At 40.4% G+C, this 22,349-nt stretch carries 17 protein-coding genes; 5 read left to right on the forward strand and 12 right to left on the reverse strand.

The window, feature by feature from the left end; translation table 11 throughout:
• Window positions 1–28: 28 nt before the first annotated feature.
• The 4 genes from AC0L4E_RS15110 to AC0L4E_RS15125 all read left to right on the forward strand — a co-directional run bounded on the left by AC0L4E_RS15110 (window position 29) and on the right by AC0L4E_RS15125 (window position 7,590).
• Window positions 29–1,234: an efflux RND transporter periplasmic adaptor subunit gene (locus AC0L4E_RS15110; protein ID WP_473679864.1), complete on the forward strand. Its 1,206-nt coding sequence runs from the start codon at window positions 29–31 to the stop codon at window positions 1,232–1,234.
• Entirely contained in the window at window positions 1,234–4,374 is a 3,141-nt protein-coding gene (locus AC0L4E_RS15115; protein ID WP_473679865.1) for an efflux RND transporter permease subunit, read from the forward strand. The genes AC0L4E_RS15110 and AC0L4E_RS15115 overlap by 1 nt, the downstream gene beginning before the upstream one ends.
• Window positions 4,375–4,582: 208 nt before the next feature.
• A complete protein-coding gene (locus tag AC0L4E_RS15120) occupies window positions 4,583–5,248 on the forward strand; it encodes a TatD family nuclease-associated radical SAM protein (RefSeq protein ID WP_473679866.1) in 666 nt (221 codons plus the stop codon).
• 110 nt (window positions 5,249–5,358) lie between these two features.
• Window positions 5,359–7,590 carry a PAS domain-containing protein gene (locus AC0L4E_RS15125; protein ID WP_473679867.1) on the forward strand — a complete coding sequence of 744 codons (2,232 nt, stop codon included), beginning with the start codon at window positions 5,359–5,361 and terminating at the stop codon, window positions 7,588–7,590.
• Window positions 7,591–7,618: 28 nt separating this feature from the next.
• Here AC0L4E_RS15125 and AC0L4E_RS15130 read toward each other — a convergent pair whose 3' ends face one another.
• The 9 genes from AC0L4E_RS15130 to tkt form a co-directional block, all read right to left on the reverse strand.
• Entirely contained in the window at window positions 7,619–9,010 is a 1,392-nt protein-coding gene (locus tag AC0L4E_RS15130) for a hypothetical protein (protein ID WP_473679868.1), read from the reverse strand.
• A gap of 72 nt (window positions 9,011–9,082) precedes the next feature.
• Window positions 9,083–9,637 carry a hypothetical protein gene (locus AC0L4E_RS15135; RefSeq protein WP_473679869.1) on the reverse strand — a complete coding sequence of 185 codons (555 nt, stop codon included), beginning with the start codon at window positions 9,635–9,637 and terminating at the stop codon, window positions 9,083–9,085.
• Window positions 9,627–10,385 carry a hypothetical protein gene (locus AC0L4E_RS15140; protein WP_473679870.1) on the reverse strand — a complete coding sequence of 253 codons (759 nt, stop codon included), beginning with the start codon at window positions 10,383–10,385 and terminating at the stop codon, window positions 9,627–9,629. Before AC0L4E_RS15140 ends, AC0L4E_RS15135 begins: the two co-directional genes overlap by 11 nt.
• Window positions 10,386–10,823: 438 nt before the next feature.
• A complete protein-coding gene (locus AC0L4E_RS15145; RefSeq protein ID WP_473679871.1) occupies window positions 10,824–11,564 on the reverse strand; it encodes a DUF481 domain-containing protein in 741 nt (246 codons plus the stop codon).
• 127 nt (window positions 11,565–11,691) lie between these two features.
• Window positions 11,692–13,035 carry an MATE family efflux transporter gene (locus AC0L4E_RS15150; RefSeq protein ID WP_473679872.1) on the reverse strand — a complete coding sequence of 448 codons (1,344 nt, stop codon included), beginning with the start codon at window positions 13,033–13,035 and terminating at the stop codon, window positions 11,692–11,694.
• Between the two features lie 274 nt (window positions 13,036–13,309).
• Window positions 13,310–14,374 carry a class II fructose-bisphosphate aldolase gene (gene fba / locus AC0L4E_RS15155; protein ID WP_220753927.1) on the reverse strand — a complete coding sequence of 355 codons (1,065 nt, stop codon included), beginning with the start codon at window positions 14,372–14,374 and terminating at the stop codon, window positions 13,310–13,312.
• Window positions 14,375–14,634: 260 nt separating this feature from the next.
• On the reverse strand, window positions 14,635–15,810 hold the full coding sequence (locus AC0L4E_RS15160; RefSeq protein ID WP_473679873.1) for a phosphoglycerate kinase: 1,176 nt from the start codon (window positions 15,808–15,810) through the stop codon (window positions 14,635–14,637).
• 87 nt (window positions 15,811–15,897) lie between these two features.
• On the reverse strand, window positions 15,898–16,920 hold the full coding sequence (gene epd, locus AC0L4E_RS15165) for an erythrose-4-phosphate dehydrogenase (protein WP_473679874.1): 1,023 nt from the start codon (window positions 16,918–16,920) through the stop codon (window positions 15,898–15,900).
• A 131-nt stretch (window positions 16,921–17,051) separates the two neighbouring features.
• Window positions 17,052–19,046, reverse strand: a complete 1,995-nt coding sequence (gene tkt / locus AC0L4E_RS15170; protein WP_473679875.1) for a transketolase — start codon at window positions 19,044–19,046, stop codon at window positions 17,052–17,054.
• 574 nt (window positions 19,047–19,620) lie between these two features.
• On the opposite strand from tkt, the gene metK reads away from it, so the two are divergent.
• On the forward strand, window positions 19,621–20,772 hold the full coding sequence (metK, locus tag AC0L4E_RS15175) for a methionine adenosyltransferase (RefSeq protein WP_473679876.1): 1,152 nt from the start codon (window positions 19,621–19,623) through the stop codon (window positions 20,770–20,772).
• A 103-nt stretch (window positions 20,773–20,875) separates the two neighbouring features.
• Here metK and AC0L4E_RS15180 read toward each other — a convergent pair whose 3' ends face one another.
• The 3 genes from AC0L4E_RS15180 to AC0L4E_RS15190 form a co-directional block, all read right to left on the reverse strand.
• Window positions 20,876–21,445 (reverse strand): MAPEG family protein, encoded by a 570-nt coding sequence (locus AC0L4E_RS15180; RefSeq protein ID WP_473679877.1) that lies wholly within the window; start codon window positions 21,443–21,445, stop codon window positions 20,876–20,878.
• Between the two features lie 115 nt (window positions 21,446–21,560).
• Window positions 21,561–21,980: a flavin reductase family protein gene (locus tag AC0L4E_RS15185; RefSeq protein WP_473679878.1), complete on the reverse strand. Its 420-nt coding sequence runs from the start codon at window positions 21,978–21,980 to the stop codon at window positions 21,561–21,563.
• Complete coding sequence (locus AC0L4E_RS15190; protein ID WP_473679879.1) at window positions 21,977–22,276, reverse strand: hypothetical protein; 300 nt, start codon at window positions 22,274–22,276, stop codon at window positions 21,977–21,979. Before AC0L4E_RS15190 ends, AC0L4E_RS15185 begins: the two co-directional genes overlap by 4 nt.
• Between the last annotated feature and the right edge of the window lie 73 nt (window positions 22,277–22,349).

Consider the following 22,349-nt stretch of genomic DNA (forward strand, 5'->3'; position numbering starts at 1 on the left):
TGTTGTTTTAGTATGGATACGTATATCAATGAAAAGAATTTTAAGAATCCTCTCTCCTTTCCTTATTCTTATCGTGTTTATTGCACTGGCAGGCTTACTTGTCAGTACCCAGCAAGCACCTGAGCAAAAAGAAGAACAAGAAAAAATCGCCATTGTCGATGTGCTAACAGTGGAGCAGCAAACAGTTTCCTTAAACCTTCCTTCTTACGGTGTGGTTAGCCCGAAGTATAAAACTCAATTGGTGACCGAAGTACAAGGTAGATTGGTTAGCTTAGACCCTAGTTTTGTTGCGGGCGGAATCGTTCAGCAAGGGCAAGCTTTGGCTCAAATTGAACCTTCTGATTATCAAGCAGACTTTATTCAGGCTGAAGCAACACTTGCCCAAGCTAATGCCGCACTCAACGAAGAAATAGCCCGTGGCGAAGTCGCTAAGATTGAATTTAAAGATTTTGATAATGGTTTACCGCCAGAGCTAGGTTTACGTATTCCTCAGTTAAAGAAAGAACAAGCTAATGTAAAATATGCAAAAGCCGCATTAGCTAGAGCTCAGCGAAATCTAGAACGCACAGTCATTCGCGCTCCATTCGATGGGATTATCAAAGCCCGTAATGTCGATTTAGGTCAGTACGTGTCATTAGGGACTAACTTAGGCGAGCTATACGATATTAGTATCGCAGAAGTTCGCTTACCGCTAACCAATAATGACCTCGCCTATTTAGAGTCTGTGGACAACCCAGATACCTCTGTCATCTTAAGCGCTTCCCTTGCCGGTAAATCATTTACTTGGAACGGCAATATTGTCAGAAGTGAAAATGTCATTGATGAGCAAAACCGCATGGTGTACTTGGTTGCGGAAGTGAAAGACCCGTACCTGCGCAATCAACGCCAAGAAGGTGAATTACCACTTAAATACGGCAGCTTTGTCACGGCAATAATTAAAGGCCGAACGGTAGACGGGATTGTTAAACTCCCTCGCTATGTCGTACGCCAAGATCAAGTCGCAATCATCACCGCCGACAATACCATTGAGATACGTAAAGTGAATATCGTGCGCACCGATATTGAAAATGTATTCATCAAAGACAGCTTAAAAACCGGTGAGCGCATTTCAATTACCGATATTAACAACATGGTGTCAGGCCAAAAAGTGAAACTGCTAGGCGAGCAACAAGAGGCTGAAATTGAGTCAGAGCCTGATAGCGCTGAACAAATTTCGCTAGCAGGTGAGCAGTAATGGACAATAATAAAGGCATAATTGCTTGGTTTGCCCGTAATAATGTCGCGGCAAATTTACTCATGTTTGCGCTGCTAATCGGCGGTTTATTTAGCTCATTATTAATCAATAAAGAAGTCTTCCCTACTTTTGAGCTTAACTTACTCAATATTTCAGTTGCCTACCCAGGCGCAGCGCCTCAAGAGATTGAGGAAGGGATTAATATTAAAATCGAAGAGTCGATTCAAGATATTAATGGCATTAAAAAAGTCACTTCTGTAGCCAGTGATGGCGTTGGTTCCGTCACGATTGAAGTTGAAGATGGTTACGAAGTTCAGCAAGTATTAGATGAAGCTAAGCTGCGTATCGATGCCATTTCTACTTTCCCTGATAACATTGAAAAACCCAATATTTTTCAGATAAAACCTGAGAACAATGTTATTTGGGTGTCTGTTTATGGCGATTTAAGCCTCCATGAAATGAAAGAAATGGCTAAGACCATTCGTGATGACATTACCGACTTACCCGCTGTTACTCGTGCGCAAGTCACTGGAGTACGAGACTACGAAATTGGTATTGAGCTTTCTGAAGATAAATTACGTGAGTACGACCTAACCTTTTCTCAAGTAGCCCAAGCCGTACAAAACTCATCGATAGATTTACCTGGTGGCTCAATTCGCGCCCAAGATGGCGACATCTTACTGCGCACCAAAGGTCAGGCTTATACAGGGGAAGACTTTTCTCGCATTGTAGTCACAACTCGCCCTGACGGTAGTCGCATAATGCTACCTGAAGTGGCCACCATTAAAGATGATTTTGAAGAAAGATTAGAGTACACCCGCTTTAATGGTAAACCTGCGGCAATTATCGAAATCACCAGTATTGACGATCAAAATGCGCTCAATATTTCAGAACAAGTCAAAGCCTATATTGCTGAGCGTAAAACCACTTTACCCGCCAATATCCAGCTTGATACTTGGGGCGACTTAACTCACTACCTCGAAGGTCGTTTAAACATGATGTTGTCGAACATGTTTTACGGGGCTTTATTGGTGTTTATTATTCTTGCTCTATTCCTAGATCTTAAATTAGCGTTTTGGGTGATGGTGGGATTACCAGTGTGTTTCCTTGGCACCATATTACTGATGCCAATGGAGCCATTTAACTTATCAATCAATATGCTAACCCTGTTCGCCTTTATTCTAGTGCTGGGGATAGTGGTGGACGACGCCATTGTCATAGGTGAGAGTGCCTATAGTGAAATTGAAAAGAATGGCCAATCACTCACTAACGTAATTACTGGCGTACAAAAAGTTGCCATGCCTGCAACCTTTGGGGTACTAACAACCATTGCAGCATTTATACCGATGATCATGGTTTCAGGACCAATGGGGATCATTTGGAAGTCTATCGGCATGGTCGTTATCCTCGCATTAGCTTTCTCGCTCATTGAGTCAAAGTTAATTTTGCCTGCGCATTTAGCTCACATGAAAGTGAAGAAAAAGCGCCCGCCAACCAATATTTTTTCGAAATTTAAAGTGAGGCTCAATGAGAAATTGCAATACTTTATTCATAATCAATACCGCACTTTTTTGGGTAAATGCATTGAAATTCGCTACAGCGTTGTGGCCATATTCATTGGGGTATTAATCTTGTCGTTAGCATTAGTTGCTAGCGGAAAAGTGCGCTGGGTATTCTTCCCTGATATCCCCTCAGACTTCATTCAAGTTCAGCTTGAAATGGAAGAAGGTAGCTCTGAACTCAACACCTTAGATGTGGTACAAAAAGTTGAAGAAGCCTTGTATGCCATGAATGATAAGTTTGCGAATGAAATTGGCTCAGACGTGGTGAAACATAGCTTTATCAATATGAGTTCAAGAAGTTCTGCGTTCATTTTTGCCGAACTGTCAAAGGGCGAAGATCGTGAGATAGACGGGGTGACGATTGCAGAAGAATGGCGTAAACAGCTACCTGAGTTATTGTCGGTTAAAAAACTCAACATCGCTGCCAGTACTAATGATACCGGTGGTGATATCTCCTTTAGATTAACCTCAAGTAACTTAAGCCAACTCTCTGAAGCCTCAAAAGATCTTAAAAAGAAGCTCGCTTCCTATGAAGGAGTTTACGATGTGTCAGATAATTTCTCATCTGGCAGCCAAGAGATTCGCCTCAATATCCGCCCAGAGGCTGAAGCGCAAGGACTGACATTATCAGATTTAGCGCGCCAGGTTCGATATGGTTTTTACGGCTATGAAGCTCAGCGTATTCTTCGTAATAAAGAAGAAGTGAAAGTGATGGTACGTTACCCACTTGAACAGCGCCGCACCATAGGCCACCTTGAAAACATGCTAATTCGCACACCTCAAGGCGTTGCAGTTCCCTTCTCAACAGTGGCTGATATTGAGTTGGGTGAATCTTTTGCATCGATAACACGTGTTGATGGTCGCCGCGCGATTACCATCTCGGCAAACGTCAACAAGAATACTGTTGAGCCATCAAAAGTGGTAAACGAAATTCAACAAGATTTTTTACCTGAGCTTACTGACACTTACAAAGAAGTGAACGCTTCTTTAGATGGCGGAAGTCAGGATGAACAAGATGCAATGTTAGGCTTGCTGCAAGGTTTCTTCTTTGCCATGTTTACCATTTACGCATTAATGGCTATACCGCTTAAATCTTATACTCAGCCCATGATCATCATGTCAGTGATCCCATTCGGCATGATTGGCGCGCTGTTCGGCCACTATATTCTTGGGTTATCAATGAGTGTATTGAGTCTGTGCGGCATCGTGGCACTAGCGGGGGTTGTAGTAAATGACTCATTGATTTTAGTCGACTTTGTAAACCGAGCCCGCAAAGAAGGCCATTCAATTTTGGAGTCTGCGATTAATTCTGGTTGCTACCGTTTCAGAGCAATCATTTTAACCTCAATGACGACCTTTGTTGGTTTAGTACCGATATTGCTAGAAAAAAGTCTACAGGCCAAAATTGTCATTCCAATGGCCACATCTTTGGCATTCGGTATTTTGTTCTCAACAGTAGTGACACTGATTTTAGTACCTGTGCTATACATTATTTTAGATGATGTAAAACGCTTTTTACGCAGGTTATTTAACTGGTGGTGGCAACCTAAAAACGACGATGATGAAGCTTATAATTAGTTTTAACTGATAAGAAGTCAAAGCGACACACATTTAAAAGGAGCAGCAATCGCTGCTCCTTTTTCATATATATCAATCATGACTCACCCTAACTTTAAACTTATTTCAAAGTCATTTATGCGAGTTATAAAACAGTTATCACATCCAATTGGCGCTACAATTCTGATATCGAAACTAGGCTTTAACTAGGCTTTAACTAGGCGCTATTATGACGAATGAGCTCAACTCGAAAGGCATTATTAATACTACTGAAGCCACTCTGCCAGAGGCGCATCTGGAATCGACCTTGGTTTATGATATCCGCCAAAGCCGTTACCTTAACATCACTGGTCGCTGCACATTACGATGCCAATTCTGCCCTAAACACAACGGCTCTAAACAAGTACATCAATATGAATTGTCGCTTGATAAGCAAGTAAAACCGACTGATATTATCCCGTTACTGGGTAATATTGCAGAATTTGATGAATATGTTTTTTGCGGTTATGGCGAGCCTACACTTAACTTAGAAACACTATTGACCGTTGCAACTCATATCAAAACGCAAGGCGGTAAAACACGGCTAAATACCGATGGTTTAGGTAATTTATTTCATCGCCGTAATATCCTGCCAGAACTGGCATCTTGTATAGATAGTTTATCTATTTCACTTAATGCAGATACCGAAGCCCTGTATATCCAACATTGCAGACCAAAGCTAAAAGGGGCTTATGAAGCACTGCTAGATTTTATCGAGTTAGCCCCTAAATATATCTCCCAAGTACAAGTCTCTGCAATTAATGGGTTAGATCAAGTTGATATTGATCAATGCCGCAAGATTGTCGAGCAAAGAGGAGCTGAGTTTAAACAACGTGAACTCGATATTGTGGGTTAACCTGAAACATGTATGGTAAAAATTTAGTTAAAAAAGCTTTACTAAGGTCAACCTAGTAAAGCTTTCGTGATAACATTGCTTTTATCGGGACTGTTAATATAAGTAAGTGAATGTTTAAAAGACAAACCAATAAAAACGTCTCAAAGTTTCTACTCATTTCAGCACAAGATATCCACTGGAGTCGTCAACAGATCTTAGCTTTAGCAAGCCAAGTCTCTGTGATGGTTATCAGCATCATTATTTTCACCACAATGCTACTCAATCTAGGCGAACGTCGCCTGCAAGAAGATTGGGCAGATAAGCGTTACAGTGAATTACAAACGGTTGGCACCCTAGCTTCAGATAAAGTTAACTTCTTAAAATTTCGCACACAAGCTTTCGCCAAAGCTGAGTTAATGAATCAGTACTTAAAAACACCTTCTGAAGAGCAAAAACAAAGACTAGTCAATAATTGGAATGGGTTACTGAACCATATTCCTGAGCTTTTAGGGTTAACGTTATTTGACCCTCAAGGTAATAAACGCATTGCTAGCACTGATGCTTTTGATAGCGTGTCACTACCAGATGTCGTCCTTAATGGTGACAAAACCATGGGCGGAAATGACGTTTTTTCATCACAAATAAAATTTGTACCGATTAATGGCAAACTGGTGCCTTTTGTCTATCAACTCGCTTGGATTGAAAACCCAGATCAAAGTATTCGTGGCTACTTAGTGACTTACAATTCGATAACTGAAGTTCTGCAATCGATTAAGCCTGCCTTTTTTAACCACGACACACCGTTACTATTACTAGGGGAACAAGGAAAGCTCTATTCAGGTGAAGGACAACAAAATCCTCTCAAGAAAATGCCTAATACCTTAGGCGATAGCTTACAGCAAAGTTACCCAAGCCTATGGCAACAAATGGCTAATACCAATTTTGGCCAATATCATAATGATGTTGGAACATTTGTTTTTCTTAAATTAGAACTTGCTGCGCACGATACCCTCATTAGAGAGTACTTTTTGCTTTCATATATTCGCCATGAAGATATTGCCGCAAGATTTGAGCAATGGCGTTATATCTTGATCTTTTTCGGAATACTCATCGGCTTACTCGCAACAGGCTTATTATACACTCGCCACCGTTTTCAACTTGAGAGAACCGCAAACGCTAACAGCATCAATTTATCAAGTAACTTGTTTAATGTTCACCAAAGCTGTTTATTAGTAAATAATAGCGGACGAATTATTAAAGCAAATAAAAAGGCTGCTGAAACCTTATCTTTAGAGATTGATGAACTGTTAGAGAGAAGATTACAGCGCATACTGCAATTAGAAGATCACACTTATCAAATGTTAGTTCAGTCAATGAATGATAATAAGCGTTGGACTGAAACCATTAGCTTTAACGATCAGCCTTGCACGATTAATTTATGCGTCCAACCCGGTAAAACAAACTTAACCAGCGAAAGTTATTGGGTCGTCACCTTTGAAAATATCACTGAATTATCTGCAGTAAAACAGCAAGCTTACAGTTATCGATTACTTTCAGAAAGTGACGTTGCTACCGCTTTGACCGACGTAAATGGTGAACTCATCAAGTTCAACCATAAGTTCAAAAAACTGTTAGATGTAGAAGACAACAGCAACGCTAGTATTGTTGAGTTACTCGGTGAAGAGGTGACTCAGCAATGGGCCGATATTTCTAGTCGTTTAAGCTTACAAGGCAAATGGAAAGGACAAATTATTGCTAATACGGGCACACGATTTGCTAATAGCCTTAAAGCAAGTATTCAAGCCGAACATTCCATTGATGGTGATATCGAATACTTAGTAATAACACTGCAAGTTTTAAAGCAGCAAACATCGATAAAACAGTTGCCTTCTCAGCAGTCTCCTTTAAGTTCAATGGTTTTGCCATTATCAGAGCTTGAAGTTCACTTTAGCACCTTAACAGAACCTAATCGTGAACAAACGTGTTTAATGATAATGGACATTAACCCTGAGGGATTAATCAGCCATATCAGCGATATCGACCATCTCGAAAAACGTCAAAAAGACATTGAGATCCAATTGCTCATTGATTTGCCCACTGGGTACCAAATTGCTCATTGGCGTTTGGGCTCATTAGTCATTTTACTACCTCTGAGCGATTCTATTCAGGCACATAAATATGCCATGAGCACTATGGATAGATTAGAGCAAAATGACTTAAATGAAGGGATTAATATTGGTATTGCTGGCTACCCTGAACAGCAAAGCTTTGAAGATTACTTAGCTAATGCAGAGGTAGCACTTAAGCGTGCAAAACAAACCGGCGACCAAAATATATGCCAAGCCTTTACCCGTAAAGTTTAACCTGTAACTGAGCTTATCGTTTAATTGCTTATTCGCCCATTTCTAATAAGTTAGCAGGTAACTTGCTACGGGTAATTTCAATAATATTTGAGCGGCTCATGACCACTTTATAGCGGGCGTATTCTAAAGGTCCTTTTCCATCCTTTAATACTGCCACTAAATTAACTTGGTAACGCCGTTCAACTGATTCATTGCTGACTTTACCATCTTGTTCTTTATATATTTTTGCCTTACCCCGCTCTAGATGCCTCGCAAAAGGCACTAAGCTGAAATTCACTTGTTCCTGTATTTGCGAATAGCCCGCTTCAAAGTCTTTGTTAGTGACTTTAGTGGCAATTCGATAATGCAATACTTCTGCATCAACCTTATTTTGGCTATGACGCTGTTTCATAATTTCAGCGACTTCAGCAGGAATGTCCTGTGGACGTGTAAAATCAAGCCAGACAAGCTGTTTTGCTACCACAGTTTTGGTGGTGGTATCTCGAAGAATACGACTCCAGCGAGGGCGGCCACGTTGAATAAAACGCCATAGCGCATTACGCACGTCTTCTTTAAAAATCTCCCTAAAGCCGTAAATAATCGCTAAAGTAACAATTAAACTCATGGTTAAGCCGCTAAAGACGCCCTGAGCTTTAATAATCAATGCCGAGACCACCAACATCACCAAGGTTGTCGCTAAGCCTGTGACAAACTTTTTAAGGCCGATACCAAGGGTTTTCAGTTCCTCTTTGAGTACCACGCCCTGTTGGATCAAACGCCGCAGTAGCAACATCTTATTAGAAATACGATTAGCGTCTTGCTTAGTGCCTGCAGAGTTATACTTTTTCTCTTCTTCGCGATAATGATTTTCAGCACGACACAAATTAACTATCTGCTCTTTAATATCACTGTAATCAGCATTGCGTGGACGATACGCTAGAGTTTTAAGTAACTGCTGCTCACAGAACCAAGACAGGTAATTGTCAGCATTAGCAAAATAAGACTGTAACCGCTCTTCGCTTGGCTCGTTACGACGAAACTTTTTTAGTAATTGAGTGACCGACTTTCCAAGCTCATCCAAAGCAGGATAAAACTCTTCAGCCTCAGTAATTTGTCTTAGCTCTTTAGCATCAGTTTCAATAGCAACAGCAAATTGATAGGCAAACAAGTTTAGATAAAAACGGAACTCTTCTTTAGTCCGTTTATTGATACTGACAAAACGATTTTGAACTAGCGGTAGGTGCAACCCTTTAGAATAATATGAGCGGCGGCCAACTATCGCGCTATGATAATACTCTTCTTCATCTAGAGTTTTATCACCGATACCCATTTCCGTAGGCAGATAAAAATACAAATCCAGCGCACGCTGATGCCCAACCTCCATTTGGTGGCTGAACTTAATAGATAATGCTTCTTCTTGTTTTACTTTGATTTTTGCCACTGAGGTAGACTCAATAACGGAGAATATAGCTACTATAGCGAATTTAACTAAAAATGAGAAAAGAGATATGAATTAATCGTGTAAACGGCAGGCCCAAAGCGTGTTGTATGGACTAAATTTAATCAATATAAAGTCATTCTTAACATCCATTTCCAACACTTGTAAAGCGACACTAATATCGCTACCTAGTACAAGTTTGTCTTTGGTTTCGCTTAGTTCATTAACCAAATAATCTTGTAACTGTGGAGCTTCAAGTTGATACTTTGCTTCTGTAATCTTTAAATCCAATTGATACATTAACTTACCAATCTCCAGCTCTTTCAGCTTCCCTTTTAAAGAAACTAACTCACGTTCAGATTCTTTTTCGGCAGTGTAGTAGTCCAAATGAATTTGTTTATTTTGCACCGTTAATGAAAGATAAAGTGGCTCTTGCTGATGATTCACCACAACATTATTTTCATTTCTAAATTGATACATATTGCTATTACAATCAAACGCCCAAACACTTCGAGAGTCGGCAAAATATTCAAGCAGCAATATGGTGAAACAAAATATGCTAATGCTTGTTAGTAAAAACACCACACGACCAAGTTTAGTGAGTAAGAATTTAGCAAGTCTAGTCAGCACAGATATTAACCTCTTTTAACCAAGCTGGCTTCACCACTGAGTACTCGACAGCTCCTCTTATTAACTTGACATTGTGAAATTTCCAGCCGTCTGCGGTTCTCTTTTTAAGCACAATACTCACAGTTTTGCGATCGCTGGCTGTTGTTGCTGTAATAGTGTCCCATTGCATAACAGGGCAATTTTTAAGTTCTCTAAGTGCCGAATGAGCTCTTTCAGTAAAGTGCTCATCAAGATTAATTTCACCTGATGAATACATTTTTAGAGTAGCTAAATTTCCTTGTTGAGTTAGAAACTGTTCATTAAAATCGGGCACAATATAGTCAGGATCATTCAAATTAGAATAGACAAAATAGGAAGCAAGTAATGTCATTAAAATAATAAGAATATAATGTGCATTAGATATAACCTTGACTGGGGTATCTAATAAACTCGAATGGTTAACAGCAACTTTATTATATAAAATCGCCCCTTGCTCATTAATTAACTCAACTAAACCGCGATGTTCACTGCCAAAATAATCTTGGAAGTTTTCAACGATTTGCTCCATATCCTCTAAGGATAATTTTTGCTGATGCCCATCAAGATCTTCAGGAAAGGATAACAATTCTATAGGCACAACATGGCCCCGATGCTTAGCTAGAACGCTTAACACCCAGAACTCATTATTATTGAGTTGCCACTTAGTAGCATTGGATTGGTTGATAAGCTCTTTTTGCTCATCATCAAACCAACAACAACCGATTTGCATGCCTTAATTTTCTCTATAGTCAATATGAGAAAATATTATACGCCAGCAAAATGAGGTAATTTGTGATCAAAACAACTGATAATCCTTCAAGCTTAAATTTCGTGAAGTAGACCTCGTAATTTCGAACCAGATCTTTAATAAACCTAAACCAAAGGATACAAGTGTTAACAAGCTTAACATTTGCAACCGTTATATCAGCATGTTGGCAGAATAAAAAACAAGCAAACATACTGACCTATCTAACCATAACTTTAAATGCAAGCTTGAATATCCGAATGTTCCACCTGCAGAAATGTAACATTAGTAACACTCGTAACAAATAATATAAACCTTGATAAGGTTTAACTTTTGTTCGTACTAAAGGGCTGAAATAACCATAAAGGCACAAAAAAGCCGAGTCATGCTCGGCTTTAAAATGTACGCTAGTAACGCTAAAAATTAGAATGCGTATAGTAATGTCATATTGGTTTCTGTATCAGTGCTTTTAAAGTCTTCTAAAGGGTCACTGTTATAACGCACAATAACGGCAAACTTCATTGCTAGTGCACCAATGATGTTAGCTGTTAATGCCGATTCAGATCGCCCTTCAAGAAAATCACCATAATCCGCTACAAAAAGCTGAGTGAAAGTCGAACTATCTGTAATTTGATATGAGAAGTTCATCGCTCCATGAGCAACAACACTGTCTTCTGTATCGTAACCAAGGAGAGCTGATTGCTCATTGTCTAGTTGTTTGTATATATAGCCCGGACCGATTTCAGCACTCAAAAATACTTTTTCATTATCAATAAACTTATAACCATAACCCGTAGAACTAATGGCTTTGTAGTCAAAACCGGTAAAAGGATCAGCTTCATAGTTTGCGGTGATATACATGTAATGCTTTTCGTTGAAATTATAATCACCTTGAGCACCAGCGTAATACCTTTCAGCTGTATTAGTTCCTGTATCTTCGCTATATAGAGCTTCTAATAAATAAGCATTTTCCCAATTACCAAGTTCTTGCTTTAACCCTAGGCGCGCTTTAAAAGAAGATGTATCAGTGTTACCTGTTGTTAATGTTGCCCCTAACTCGGCTTCACCAGCAAAAGTTTTATCGCCTTCTACAAAGTCAGCGCCAGCATTGGCAGCAAATGGCATGGCAAGCGTTACAGCTCCAGCAAGTAGCAGTTTTTTCATGTCATTAAATCCTTTATTTACAAATAATCTAAATTCACCCCAGAAATTGAACCGCATACTAACACTTTGGTATCAAAAATGAAAAAACTACTGCTTTTTTAATGCTTAATGTAGGCAAATACTGTGTTTACGCCAGTACTAAGCTTTTTGACTGCCAACGACCGCTACGCCAACGCCACAACATGATTAATCCACGGGTCCACTCATCAATAGCAAGGGCGCACCAAATACCAACTAGCCCCATATCAAGGTAAATTCCGAAGAAATAGGCTAAAGGCACCGCTATACACCACATTGAGAGGATACCTGCCATAAAGGGAAACCTTGCATCACCGCTGGCACGTAGTGCATTAATCACAATAAGGTTAAAGGTTCTACCAGGTTCCATAAACAAGGTTAATAAAAACAACTGCCCGACCATAGTCAGAATATCTTGGTCATCAGTGAAAAAGGCCACTAAATTTTTACCAAATAGTGCTGCCAATGCAGCTACTGCAGTAGTCAGTACTAAACCAATTTTTAGAGCACGATACATTTGGGTTTCTGCCGATTTATACTGTTTAGCCCCAATCATGTGACCAATCATGATTTCGTTACCGATCCCGATAGATAAACCAAACAGTAAAATGAACATGCAAATTTGAAAGTACAAAGCCTGAGCAGCCAGTGCTTTCTCTCCCATCAAGCCGACAAAAGCCGTCACTACCATAAATTGCAGCATCCAAGAGATATTCTCACCTGCCGCAGGCAAACCAATATGAAATACTTTGGCTAGCAGATGCTTTTTAGGTTTAATAATTTCGGATATTTTAAGTGGGATTTTGGTATATTTAATAAATAAATACGCCATTAACGACATACCCACTAAACGGCCAGCGACGGTGCTTATTGCCACACCTGCAACGCCCATTTGCGGAATACCAAACCATCCGTAAAGCAGTAATAAATTGCCGCCAAAGGTTATTACATTCATCAGCAGCGTCACCCACATAGCTTGCTGGGTAAAACCATGAGCACGCATACCAGCAGCTAAGCACATCGCCATGGCTTCTGGGATTAAACAAATTCCCACGATTTGTAAATACAGTTTAGCGTCAGGAATTAAATCTACTGGTAGGTTCATCAGGTGCAATATAAGCCCTGCCCCCATAAATACACCCAATGCAGCGGCAACACCCACCATTAAATTAAAGCCAATGGATGAGTACACTACATCACTTGCTGTTGCTCTATTCTTAGCCCCTAAGTATTGAGTTATGACCACGCTGGCACCAATACTGACAAAGCTGAATAAGGTAATTGATAATTCGAACACCATATTGCCGACAGACAATGCTGCCACGCCTTGATAAGAGACGCGGCTAATCATTAAAGTATTTAAAGCCGCAGTTAGAAAGTGCAGCGCGAAGTCGAAAAATAATGGCCAAGTTAGCGCAAATAGCGATAGTGGCGGGTTGGATTTTACATGCATTTTGACACTTCAATAACGGTTAAAGGTGAACATATTCCATTACAAGAATAACAAGCATAAATGACAGTTCATTGATCATTTACGCCATAGAGTCTGGGGGTATTCCATTTTAAAGGGCGGGGATAATGCGCTATAAAACGCTTTGATACAAGCTGTTTCATTCAAGTTTAGACATTAAAAAACCAGCGAAGGTCGCTGGTTTTTTTGAAGCTTTATTAATCAGTTAGTTACGTATTTAAAAGTGAGTAAACTTCATGTAACTACCCATCAACTATTAGTTGATTTGTGGGTTCAATTCACCTGATTGGTAAGCTTTGTACATTGCTTGTAACGACTTAGGCTTAATTTTAGAGCCCATGCCAGCACAACCAAATGCTTCATAACGAGTCGTACAAATGTCAGCCATCGCTTCCATTGACGCCTTTAAGAATTTACGTGGATCAAATTCTGATGGGTTTTCAGCAAGGAACTTACGTACTGCACCTGTTGATGCTAAACGTAAATCTGTATCGATGTTAACTTTACGAACACCGTGTTTAATACCTTCAACGATCTCTTCTAACGGCACACCGTAAGTTTCAGGGATTTCGCCGCCGTATTGGTTAATCACTTCTAACCACTCTTGTGGTACTGAAGAAGAACCGTGCATCACTAAGTGAGTGTTGGGAATACGTGCGTGGATCTCTTTTATACGGTCAATACGTAATACGTCACCGGTAGGTTTACGGCTAAACTTGTATGCGCCATGGCTAGTACCAATTGCAATTGCAAGTGCATCAACATGAGTATCAGCTACAAAACGTGCCGCTTCTTCTGGTGTTGTTAGCATTTGATCCATTGTTAGGATACCAGCTGCGCCAATACCATCTTCTTCGCCAGCTTCGCCTGTTTCTAAGCTACCTAAACAACCGATTTCACCTTCAACTGATACACCACAAGCGTGTGCAAATGCCACTGTGCGACGAGTCACATCAACGTTATATTCGTATGATGCTGGTGTTTTACCATCAGCCATCAAAGAACCGTCCATCATAACTGAAGACATACCTAACTGGATAGAACGCTGACAAATATCAGGATCAGTACCATGGTCTTGGTGAATACATACTGGAATATCTGGGTATTGCTCAAGAGCAGCAGCCATCAAGTACTTAAGGAACTGAGGACGAGCATACTTACGAGCACCCGCTGAAGCCTGAACAATGACAGGGCTGTCAGTCGCTTCAGCTGCTTGCATAATTGCACGCATTTGCTCAAGGTTGTTTACGTTGAATGCTGGAACACCGTAATTGTGTTCTGCAGCATGGTCTAACATTTGACGTAGAGATATTAAGGCCATTTTTTACTCCAAAAATAGGGTGATGTCTCACCTAGGTCGCTATCGCTTTGGATTGATTTTTATACCCTATGCATCTTCTCTGCATTGTTGTTTACCTAGTAGAGATAACCAACAATTCATTGAAAAACATGGGCGGTTTTTTTCTAATAATTATATTTTTCTAAATAGAAATCTTGCTCAGTTAAGTTGACAGCATGACGCTTACTCTTTGATAAACTGTCATGCTGCATATTCAACTTAACCATTTAAATCTTTTCTAGTTACGCGCCACGCTTTTCTAACATAGCAACTGCAGGTAGCTCTTTGCCTTCAAGAAATTCAAGGAAAGCGCCACCACCAGTAGAGATATAAGATACCTTATCAGCGATATCATACTTATCTACAGCCGCTAACGTATCGCCACCACCTGCAATTGAGAATGCATTTGAGTCGGCAATCGCTTGAGCAATACGTTTAGTACCTTCACCGAATTGATCAAATTCAAATACGCCAACAGGACCGTTCCACACAACGGTGCCAGCTGCTTCAATGATTTTAGCTAACGCTTCTGCACTATCAGGGCCAATATCAAAAATCATATCGGTGTCAGATACTTCACTAACAGATTTCAATGTTGCTTCTGCTGTTGGGCTAAACTCACCAGCGACAACCACATCTGTTGGTACAGGAATATCACCGCCACGACTTTGGGCGTTCGCCACTAAACGTTTAGCTTCATCCACTAAATCAGCTTCGAATAATGACTTACCGACTTGATGACCCGCTGCGGCTACAAACGTGTTTGCAATTCCGCCGCCAACAACAAGTTGATCAACTTTAGTTGATAAGCTTTCAAGTACAGTGAGCTTAGTTGATACTTTTGAACCACCAACAATCGCCACCATTGGGCGTGCTGGGTTATCTAACGCTTTACCCAGTGCAGATAGTTCACCTGCTAATAATGGACCAGCACATGCCACAGGTGCGTGCATTCCAACGCCATGAGTTGATGCTTGCGCGCGATGCGCCGTACCAAAAGCGTCCATCACGTAAACATCACAAAGCGCTGCTAATTTTTTAGCTAATGCTTCATCATTTTTCTTTTCGCCGACGTTAAAGCGTACGTTTTCAAATACAACGACTTCACCGACTTTCGCATCAACACCGTCAAGATAATCAGATGCTAAGGTTACTGAGCAATCAAGTGCTTCATTTAAGTAGTTAACCACTGGTTGCATTGAAAACTCAGCATTAAACTCGCCTTCAGTTGGACGACCTAAATGTGACATCACCATCACTGCTGCACCTTTTTCAAGCGCTAGCTTAATCGTTGGCAATGACGCTCTAAGGCGTGCATCACTAGTAACAACACCTTCACTAACAGGCACGTTTAGATCTTCACGAATAAGCACACGCTTATTGGTTAAATCTAACTCACTCATATTGATAATAGCCATTGAGACTTTCCTTTTAATTTAAAAACAAAACTGCTTTTGCTAATGAGCGCTTTACCTAAATTAGATAAAGCGCTCAATAGCATAAAATTAGTGTTCAGTATTCTTTGCCAGGATCATTGCTAGACTGGTATCAAGCATTCGATTTGCAAAGCCCCATTCGTTATCACACCAAAGTAATAACTTGACCAAATGGCCGTCACTCACCCGAGTCTGGGTACCATCCACAATACTGGAACGTGGGTCGTGGTTAAAATCACACGACACTAATGGTGCATCAGTATAGCCTAACACTGCATTGAATAATCCGCTTGCGGCATGCTCTAAAACGTTATTAATTTTTTCAATATCCACTCGTTCATTTAAGGTTACCGATAAGTCTATTGCGGTAACATTAATGGTCGGAACTCGGACTGAAATAGCTTCAAATTTATCTTTCATGTGTGGCAAAATTCGCTCGATACCACGAGCAAGCTTAGTATCAACTGGAATAATTGACTGACCAGCGGCGCGGGTTCGACGTAAATCATCATGATATGCATCAATCACTTGTTGATCATTCATCGACGAATGAATCGTAGTAATGGCACCACTTTTAACACCGAAATGATTATCTAGCACATCGATGACAGGCACAATACAGTTGGTAGTGCATGATGCATTTGATACCACTGTATGGCCTGCTTTAAGTAAATCATCATTGACACCAAATACAATCGTGGCGTCAACATCTGCTGAAGAAGGATGACTAATGAGGACTTGTTTAGCACCAGCTTTAATATGCGCTTCACATTCAGACCGATCGCCTAAGCTACCACTGCATTCATAAACGATATCAATATCGAGCTCAGACCAAGGCAGTAAACTGGCATCAGGTTGATGGAATAACTGAATGACATCATCGCCAATAACGAGCTGTTCGTCTTTTAACTTAACTGTATTTTGGAAACGACCATGAGTCGTATCATATTGAGTGAGATGACTGATGGCTGCAGGCTTGGCAAGTTCATTGATTGCCACGATCTGGATTTCTTGACGTTTACCCGACTCGTATAGTGCACGGAGGATAGAACGACCTATACGGCCATAACCATTAATAGCGACTCGGATCATTGAGGGTTAAGCTTCCTCTTAACAGTACTCAGTAAAAAGCAGATAAAAAAACGGCCTGCAAGTGTTTGCAGGCCGTCATTATACAGACTTAAAGGGTAAAAGTTTACCCTTATTATTGAACTGTATTTTGGTTAAACCAGTGAGTTTACTGTGTTAACCACATTTTCAACGGTAAAGCCAAAGTGCTTCAATAAGTCGCCGCCTGGAGCAGACTCACCAAAGGTAGTCATACCAACAACAGCGCCGTTAAAGCCAACATACTTGTACCAGTAATCTACATGAGCAGCTTCAATCGCTACACGCTTAGTTACAGCGGCAGGTAATACTGACTCTTTGTAAGCAGCATCTTGCTTATCAAATACGTTAGTAGAAGGCATAGATACTACGCGAACTTTTTGACCTTTTTCAGTCAATGCTGCAGCAGAATCAAGTGCAAGTTGAACTTCTGAACCCGTTGCGATAAGAATCACATCAGCAGTACCTTCACAATCAGACAGTACATAACCACCTTTAGCGACGTTAGCTAATTGCTCAGCGCTACGTGCTTGGGCTTTAAGACCTTGACGACTGAAGATAAGTGAAGTCGGTGCGTTACGGTTTTCAATGGCAGACTTCCAAGACACTGCTGTTTCAGCCGCATCACATGGACGCCATACAGTCATATTTGGTGTCATGCGCAAGTTAGCAAGTTGCTCTACAGGTTGGTGAGTAGGACCATCTTCACCTTGACCAATTGAATCGTGGGTATAAACGAATACGTTTTGAATGCCCATTAATGCAGACATACGTACAGCATTACGTGCATATTCCATGAACATCATAAAAGTTGCACCGTAGTTAATGAAACCACCGTGTAAAGAGGCACCATTCATAATACCGCTCATGCCGAATTCACGTACACCGTAGAAGATGTAGTTACCAGCAGGATCGTCTTGAATACCTTTTGAACCAGACCAAAGCGTTAAGTTAGAACCGGCTAAATCGGCACTGCCACCTAATAACTCTGGTAACATTTCGCCGAAGAAACCAATGGCATTTTGCGAAGCTTTACGACTTGCAATACCTTCAGCTTTATCTTGGCACTCTTGAATAAATGCATTGGCTTTCTCTTCAAACTCAGCAGGAAGTTCGCCAGTAATAACACGACGTTTGTACTCTGCAGCAAGTTCAGGGAAAGCAGCAGTATAAGCCGCAAACTTCTCATTCCAGCTTGTTTCATTTGAAGCACCAGCTTCTTTAGCATCCCAACCTTCATACACGGTTTCAGGAATTTCGAATGCAGCGTGATCCCAGCCAAGGAACTCACGTGCAGCAGCGATTTCATCGTTACCTAGCGGTGCACCATGACAGTCATGGCTACCAGATTTGTTTGGCGAACCAAAACCAATCGTGGTTTTACAACAAATCATTGTTGGCTTGTCTGTTACAGACTTAGCTTCTTCGATTGCCGCGCGAATAGCATCGCTATCATGACCATCTACATTAGCAATGACATGCCAGCCGTAAGATTCGAAACGCTTAGGCGTATCGTCTGTAAACCAACCTTCAACATGGCCATCAATAGAAATACCATTGTCATCCCAGAAAGCCACAAGCTTACCAAGACCAAGCGTACCCGCTAATGAACATGCTTCATGAGAGATACCTTCCATCAAACAACCATCACCTAAGAAACAGTAAGTGAAGTGATCAACAATGTCGTGACCAGGTTGGTTGAATTGTGCAGCTAAGGTTTTTTCAGCAATCGCCATACCTACAGCGTTACTGATACCAGCGCCTAACGGGCCAGTGGTTGTTTCAACACCCGGTGTGTAACCATATTCAGGATGACCAGGGGTTTTTGAGTGAAGCTGGCGGAAGTTCTTCAACTCTTCAATAGGTAATGCATAACCTGTTAAATGCAGTAAAGAGTAAATAAGCATTGAACCGTGGCCATTTGATAAAACAAAACGGTCACGATCAACCCATTCAGGGTTGTTTGGGTTGTGCTTAAGGAAGTCATTCCATAGCACTTCAGCGATGTCAGCCATCCCCATTGGTGCACCTGGGTGGCCAGAATTGGCTTTTTGAACAGCATCCATGGTTAATGCACGGATTGCGTTAGCGAGTTCTTTACGAGATGACATGCTCTCTCCTGCTTGTTATATGAGGTCTAGCGGGCAATTGTGGGGCATATTTTCCCCTACTAGGCGGTGTGACGCAAATTTTTATTGGATCTATTACCCATTTTTTACGTCTAACAGACTAATGCGAACTAAACAAAGCGATTATTTAGGCTGATTTATACCATGTTACCGATAACATTTATATAACTTTTTATATTAGCTAATTACTTTATATCGCTGATATTGATCCAAAGCGGTAATAATCCGTAAAAAGGTGCGTGAATATTTGTTGCCAGTGGGCAATAAAAAAACCAACAAAGTGATAAACATCGACTAAAGTTATTGTTTTATTTTTAACCTTAAAGCCCTTAATCGTTACGCTATAAATAGAATAATTAGCATAAAATTCATAAGATTAATTTATTAAAAAACTGAAACAGGTCATTTTCAATTTTTCTAAATCTTTGAATGATTGCACAATTATTAACTTATATTAGTTCTAAGGGGTGTTATCCAACCTGATTTGAATTATTATAGACGTCTAGATGTAGATGCTTCTACACGTTCAAATTCCAAAAGACGAGATTTACCAACTATGGCAAACCACTTGTTCACCTCTGAGTCAGTCTCAGAAGGTCATCCAGATAAAATCGCCGATCAGATTTCTGATGCGGTATTAGACGCAATTTTAGAGCAAGACCCTAAAGCACGTGTTGCTTGTGAAACTTACGTTAAGACCGGTATGGTTTTAGTCGGCGGTGAAGTCACAACTTCAGCTTGGGTTGATATCGAAGAAATCACACGTAAGACAGTACGTGAAATTGGTTACACTCATTCAGATATGGGTTTTGATGCTGATTCTTGTGCGATTTTAAATGCCATTGGTAAACAGTCTCCAGACATTAACCAAGGTGTTGACCGTAGCGACCCTGCAGAACAAGGCGCTGGTGACCAAGGATTAATGTTCGGTTACGCAAGTAACGAAACCGACGTATTAATGCCTGCACCAATTACCTATGCTCACAAATTAGTGAAGCGTCAATCTGAAGTTCGTAAAGACGGTACATTACCGTGGTTACGTCCAGATGCCAAAAGCCAAGTCACTTTTGCCTACGAAAATGGCAAAATCAAGGGTATCGATGCCATCGTGTTATCGACTCAACATCGTGAAGATGTGACTCAAGAAGACTTGATTGAAGGTGTGATGGAAACCATCATTAAGCCAGTTTTACCATCACAATGGTTAAACAAAGACACTAAGTACTTCATTAACCCAACTGGCCGCTTTGTTATCGGCGGACCTGTAGGTGACTGTGGTTTAACGGGTCGTAAAATCATCGTAGATACATATGGTGGTATGGCGCGTCACGGTGGCGGTGCTTTCTCAGGTAAAGACCCTTCAAAAGTTGACCGCAGTGCTGCTTACGCTGCACGTTACGTTGCTAAAAACATCGTTGCTGCTGGCCTTGCTGAACGCTGTGAGATTCAAGTGTCTTACGCAATCGGAGTTGCAGAGCCAACTTCAATCAGCATTGAAACTTTTGGTACTGGTAAAGTATCTGAAGAGGTATTGATTAAGCTTGTGCGTCAGCACTTTGAGCTTCGTCCATACGGCTTAACTGCAATGCTAGACCTTGCACGTCCTATCTATCAAGGTACTGCGGCATATGGTCACTTCGGACGTAATGAATTCCCTTGGGAAGCGACTGATAAAGCTGAAATCCTTCGCGCTGATGCTGGTCTATAAGTTTTAATACTTATTGACGATTAAGCTCAACGTCTTGGAAATAAAAAAACCGTCAACTGACGGTTTTTTTGTATCTTTAAAAAGTGAGTTCAACTCAAATGAATTAAACTAAGACTCGATAAAATAGATAAATAATAATCGCACCCACAGTCAATACTGACGGATAAAACGTTAAGGCAAAGCCAATCGACCTCGCTCCTGCACCTTTATCATATCCACGCATAAACAAAATTCGACCAATAAAGAATAAGACCGAAATCAATGCAATTAACGACATATATTCAGCTGGCATGATAAAAGCCCATAAGAAGTAAACACTCATTACAATACAAAATTGCTCTAAGGTATTTTGCAGCACGTTTTGTAAACGTCTAACTCGCTCCGACTCTTTATAAAAACTGCGGCCATCAATATCTTCAGAGTTAAAAAATCGATGTTTAGCCACTCGGGCAACTGCAATAATTAAGCTTAATGTAGGTAAAATCATGCCATAGGCATAAATGATCAACCTTTCAATTAAGGACTGTGGTTCACTAAACTCAAATGGATTAGCTAACGCGCCATAGATAACAAAAGCAAAGGAAACAATCATGCCCACAACTATCCCTTTGGTGACATCACGTTGTTTATTAGCAAATTTTGTTTGGCTTGGATTTACTCTTGAAATTGGCATTACCTCTCCCTGTAATTAATGCTCAACTATCTTAAAATAATGACCTAGATGATCCTTCATTGACTCGGTCACTTCCAAAGCTCACTCTAATGAGCAAGTAGTGCTTACTAATTGACTATCGATTTAACTGAACCTTCTGCCTAGTTAAACTATAGTCATTGCCAGCCATTCTGCCGATGGCATCTAACTTTTCGCTGTCTATTTTAAAATCGGTTACCGCATCATCACGCACATGAATAGCAACCACATCACCCAATACAAGGTGACCAGACATAGGCTCATGACCTAAATCGACTATCTGATTTAACCGACATTCAAAACTTACTAAAGCTTGTTTGACTCTAGGAGGAGCCACAATTGATGATGCCTGCTTTTCAACGCTCGCATATTCGAACTCATCTTCATCGGCAGGTAATTGATGGCAAGTTTGATTCATCACCGCTAAATCTTGATAACTAACACTATTGATCACAAACTCTTGCTGTTCACGAATATTAGCCAAGGTATCTTTTTCTAATCCTTTATCTGTGCTCATTGGGTTAAAGCACAGCACTGGGGGTTAGCACTTGCAACAGTAAAGAATGAAAATGGTGCTAAGTTACTCACCCCATTTTTTGATACCGTTGAAACCCAAGCAATAGGTCTTGGGCTTACACCACCAATTAATAATTTATAAACCTGTTGCGCTGTTAACGCCTGCGGCAAAAATTCCATTTTAATCTCAAGCTGTTTTAAACAATAATTCACTATATTCAAACACGGGTTATTTGTTAAAAATAATAAATTAAATAAGTTACTTACTAAGCTACCACCCAATAAATGTTCAAACAAGCCCCAAAAGACCAACTCTAAATGAAACAAGCTATTAACATAACTTATCAGTCATTTTTATTAAATTTTGTAT

The sequence above is a fragment of the Shewanella sp. GJ50-10 genome (assembly GCF_055808815.1).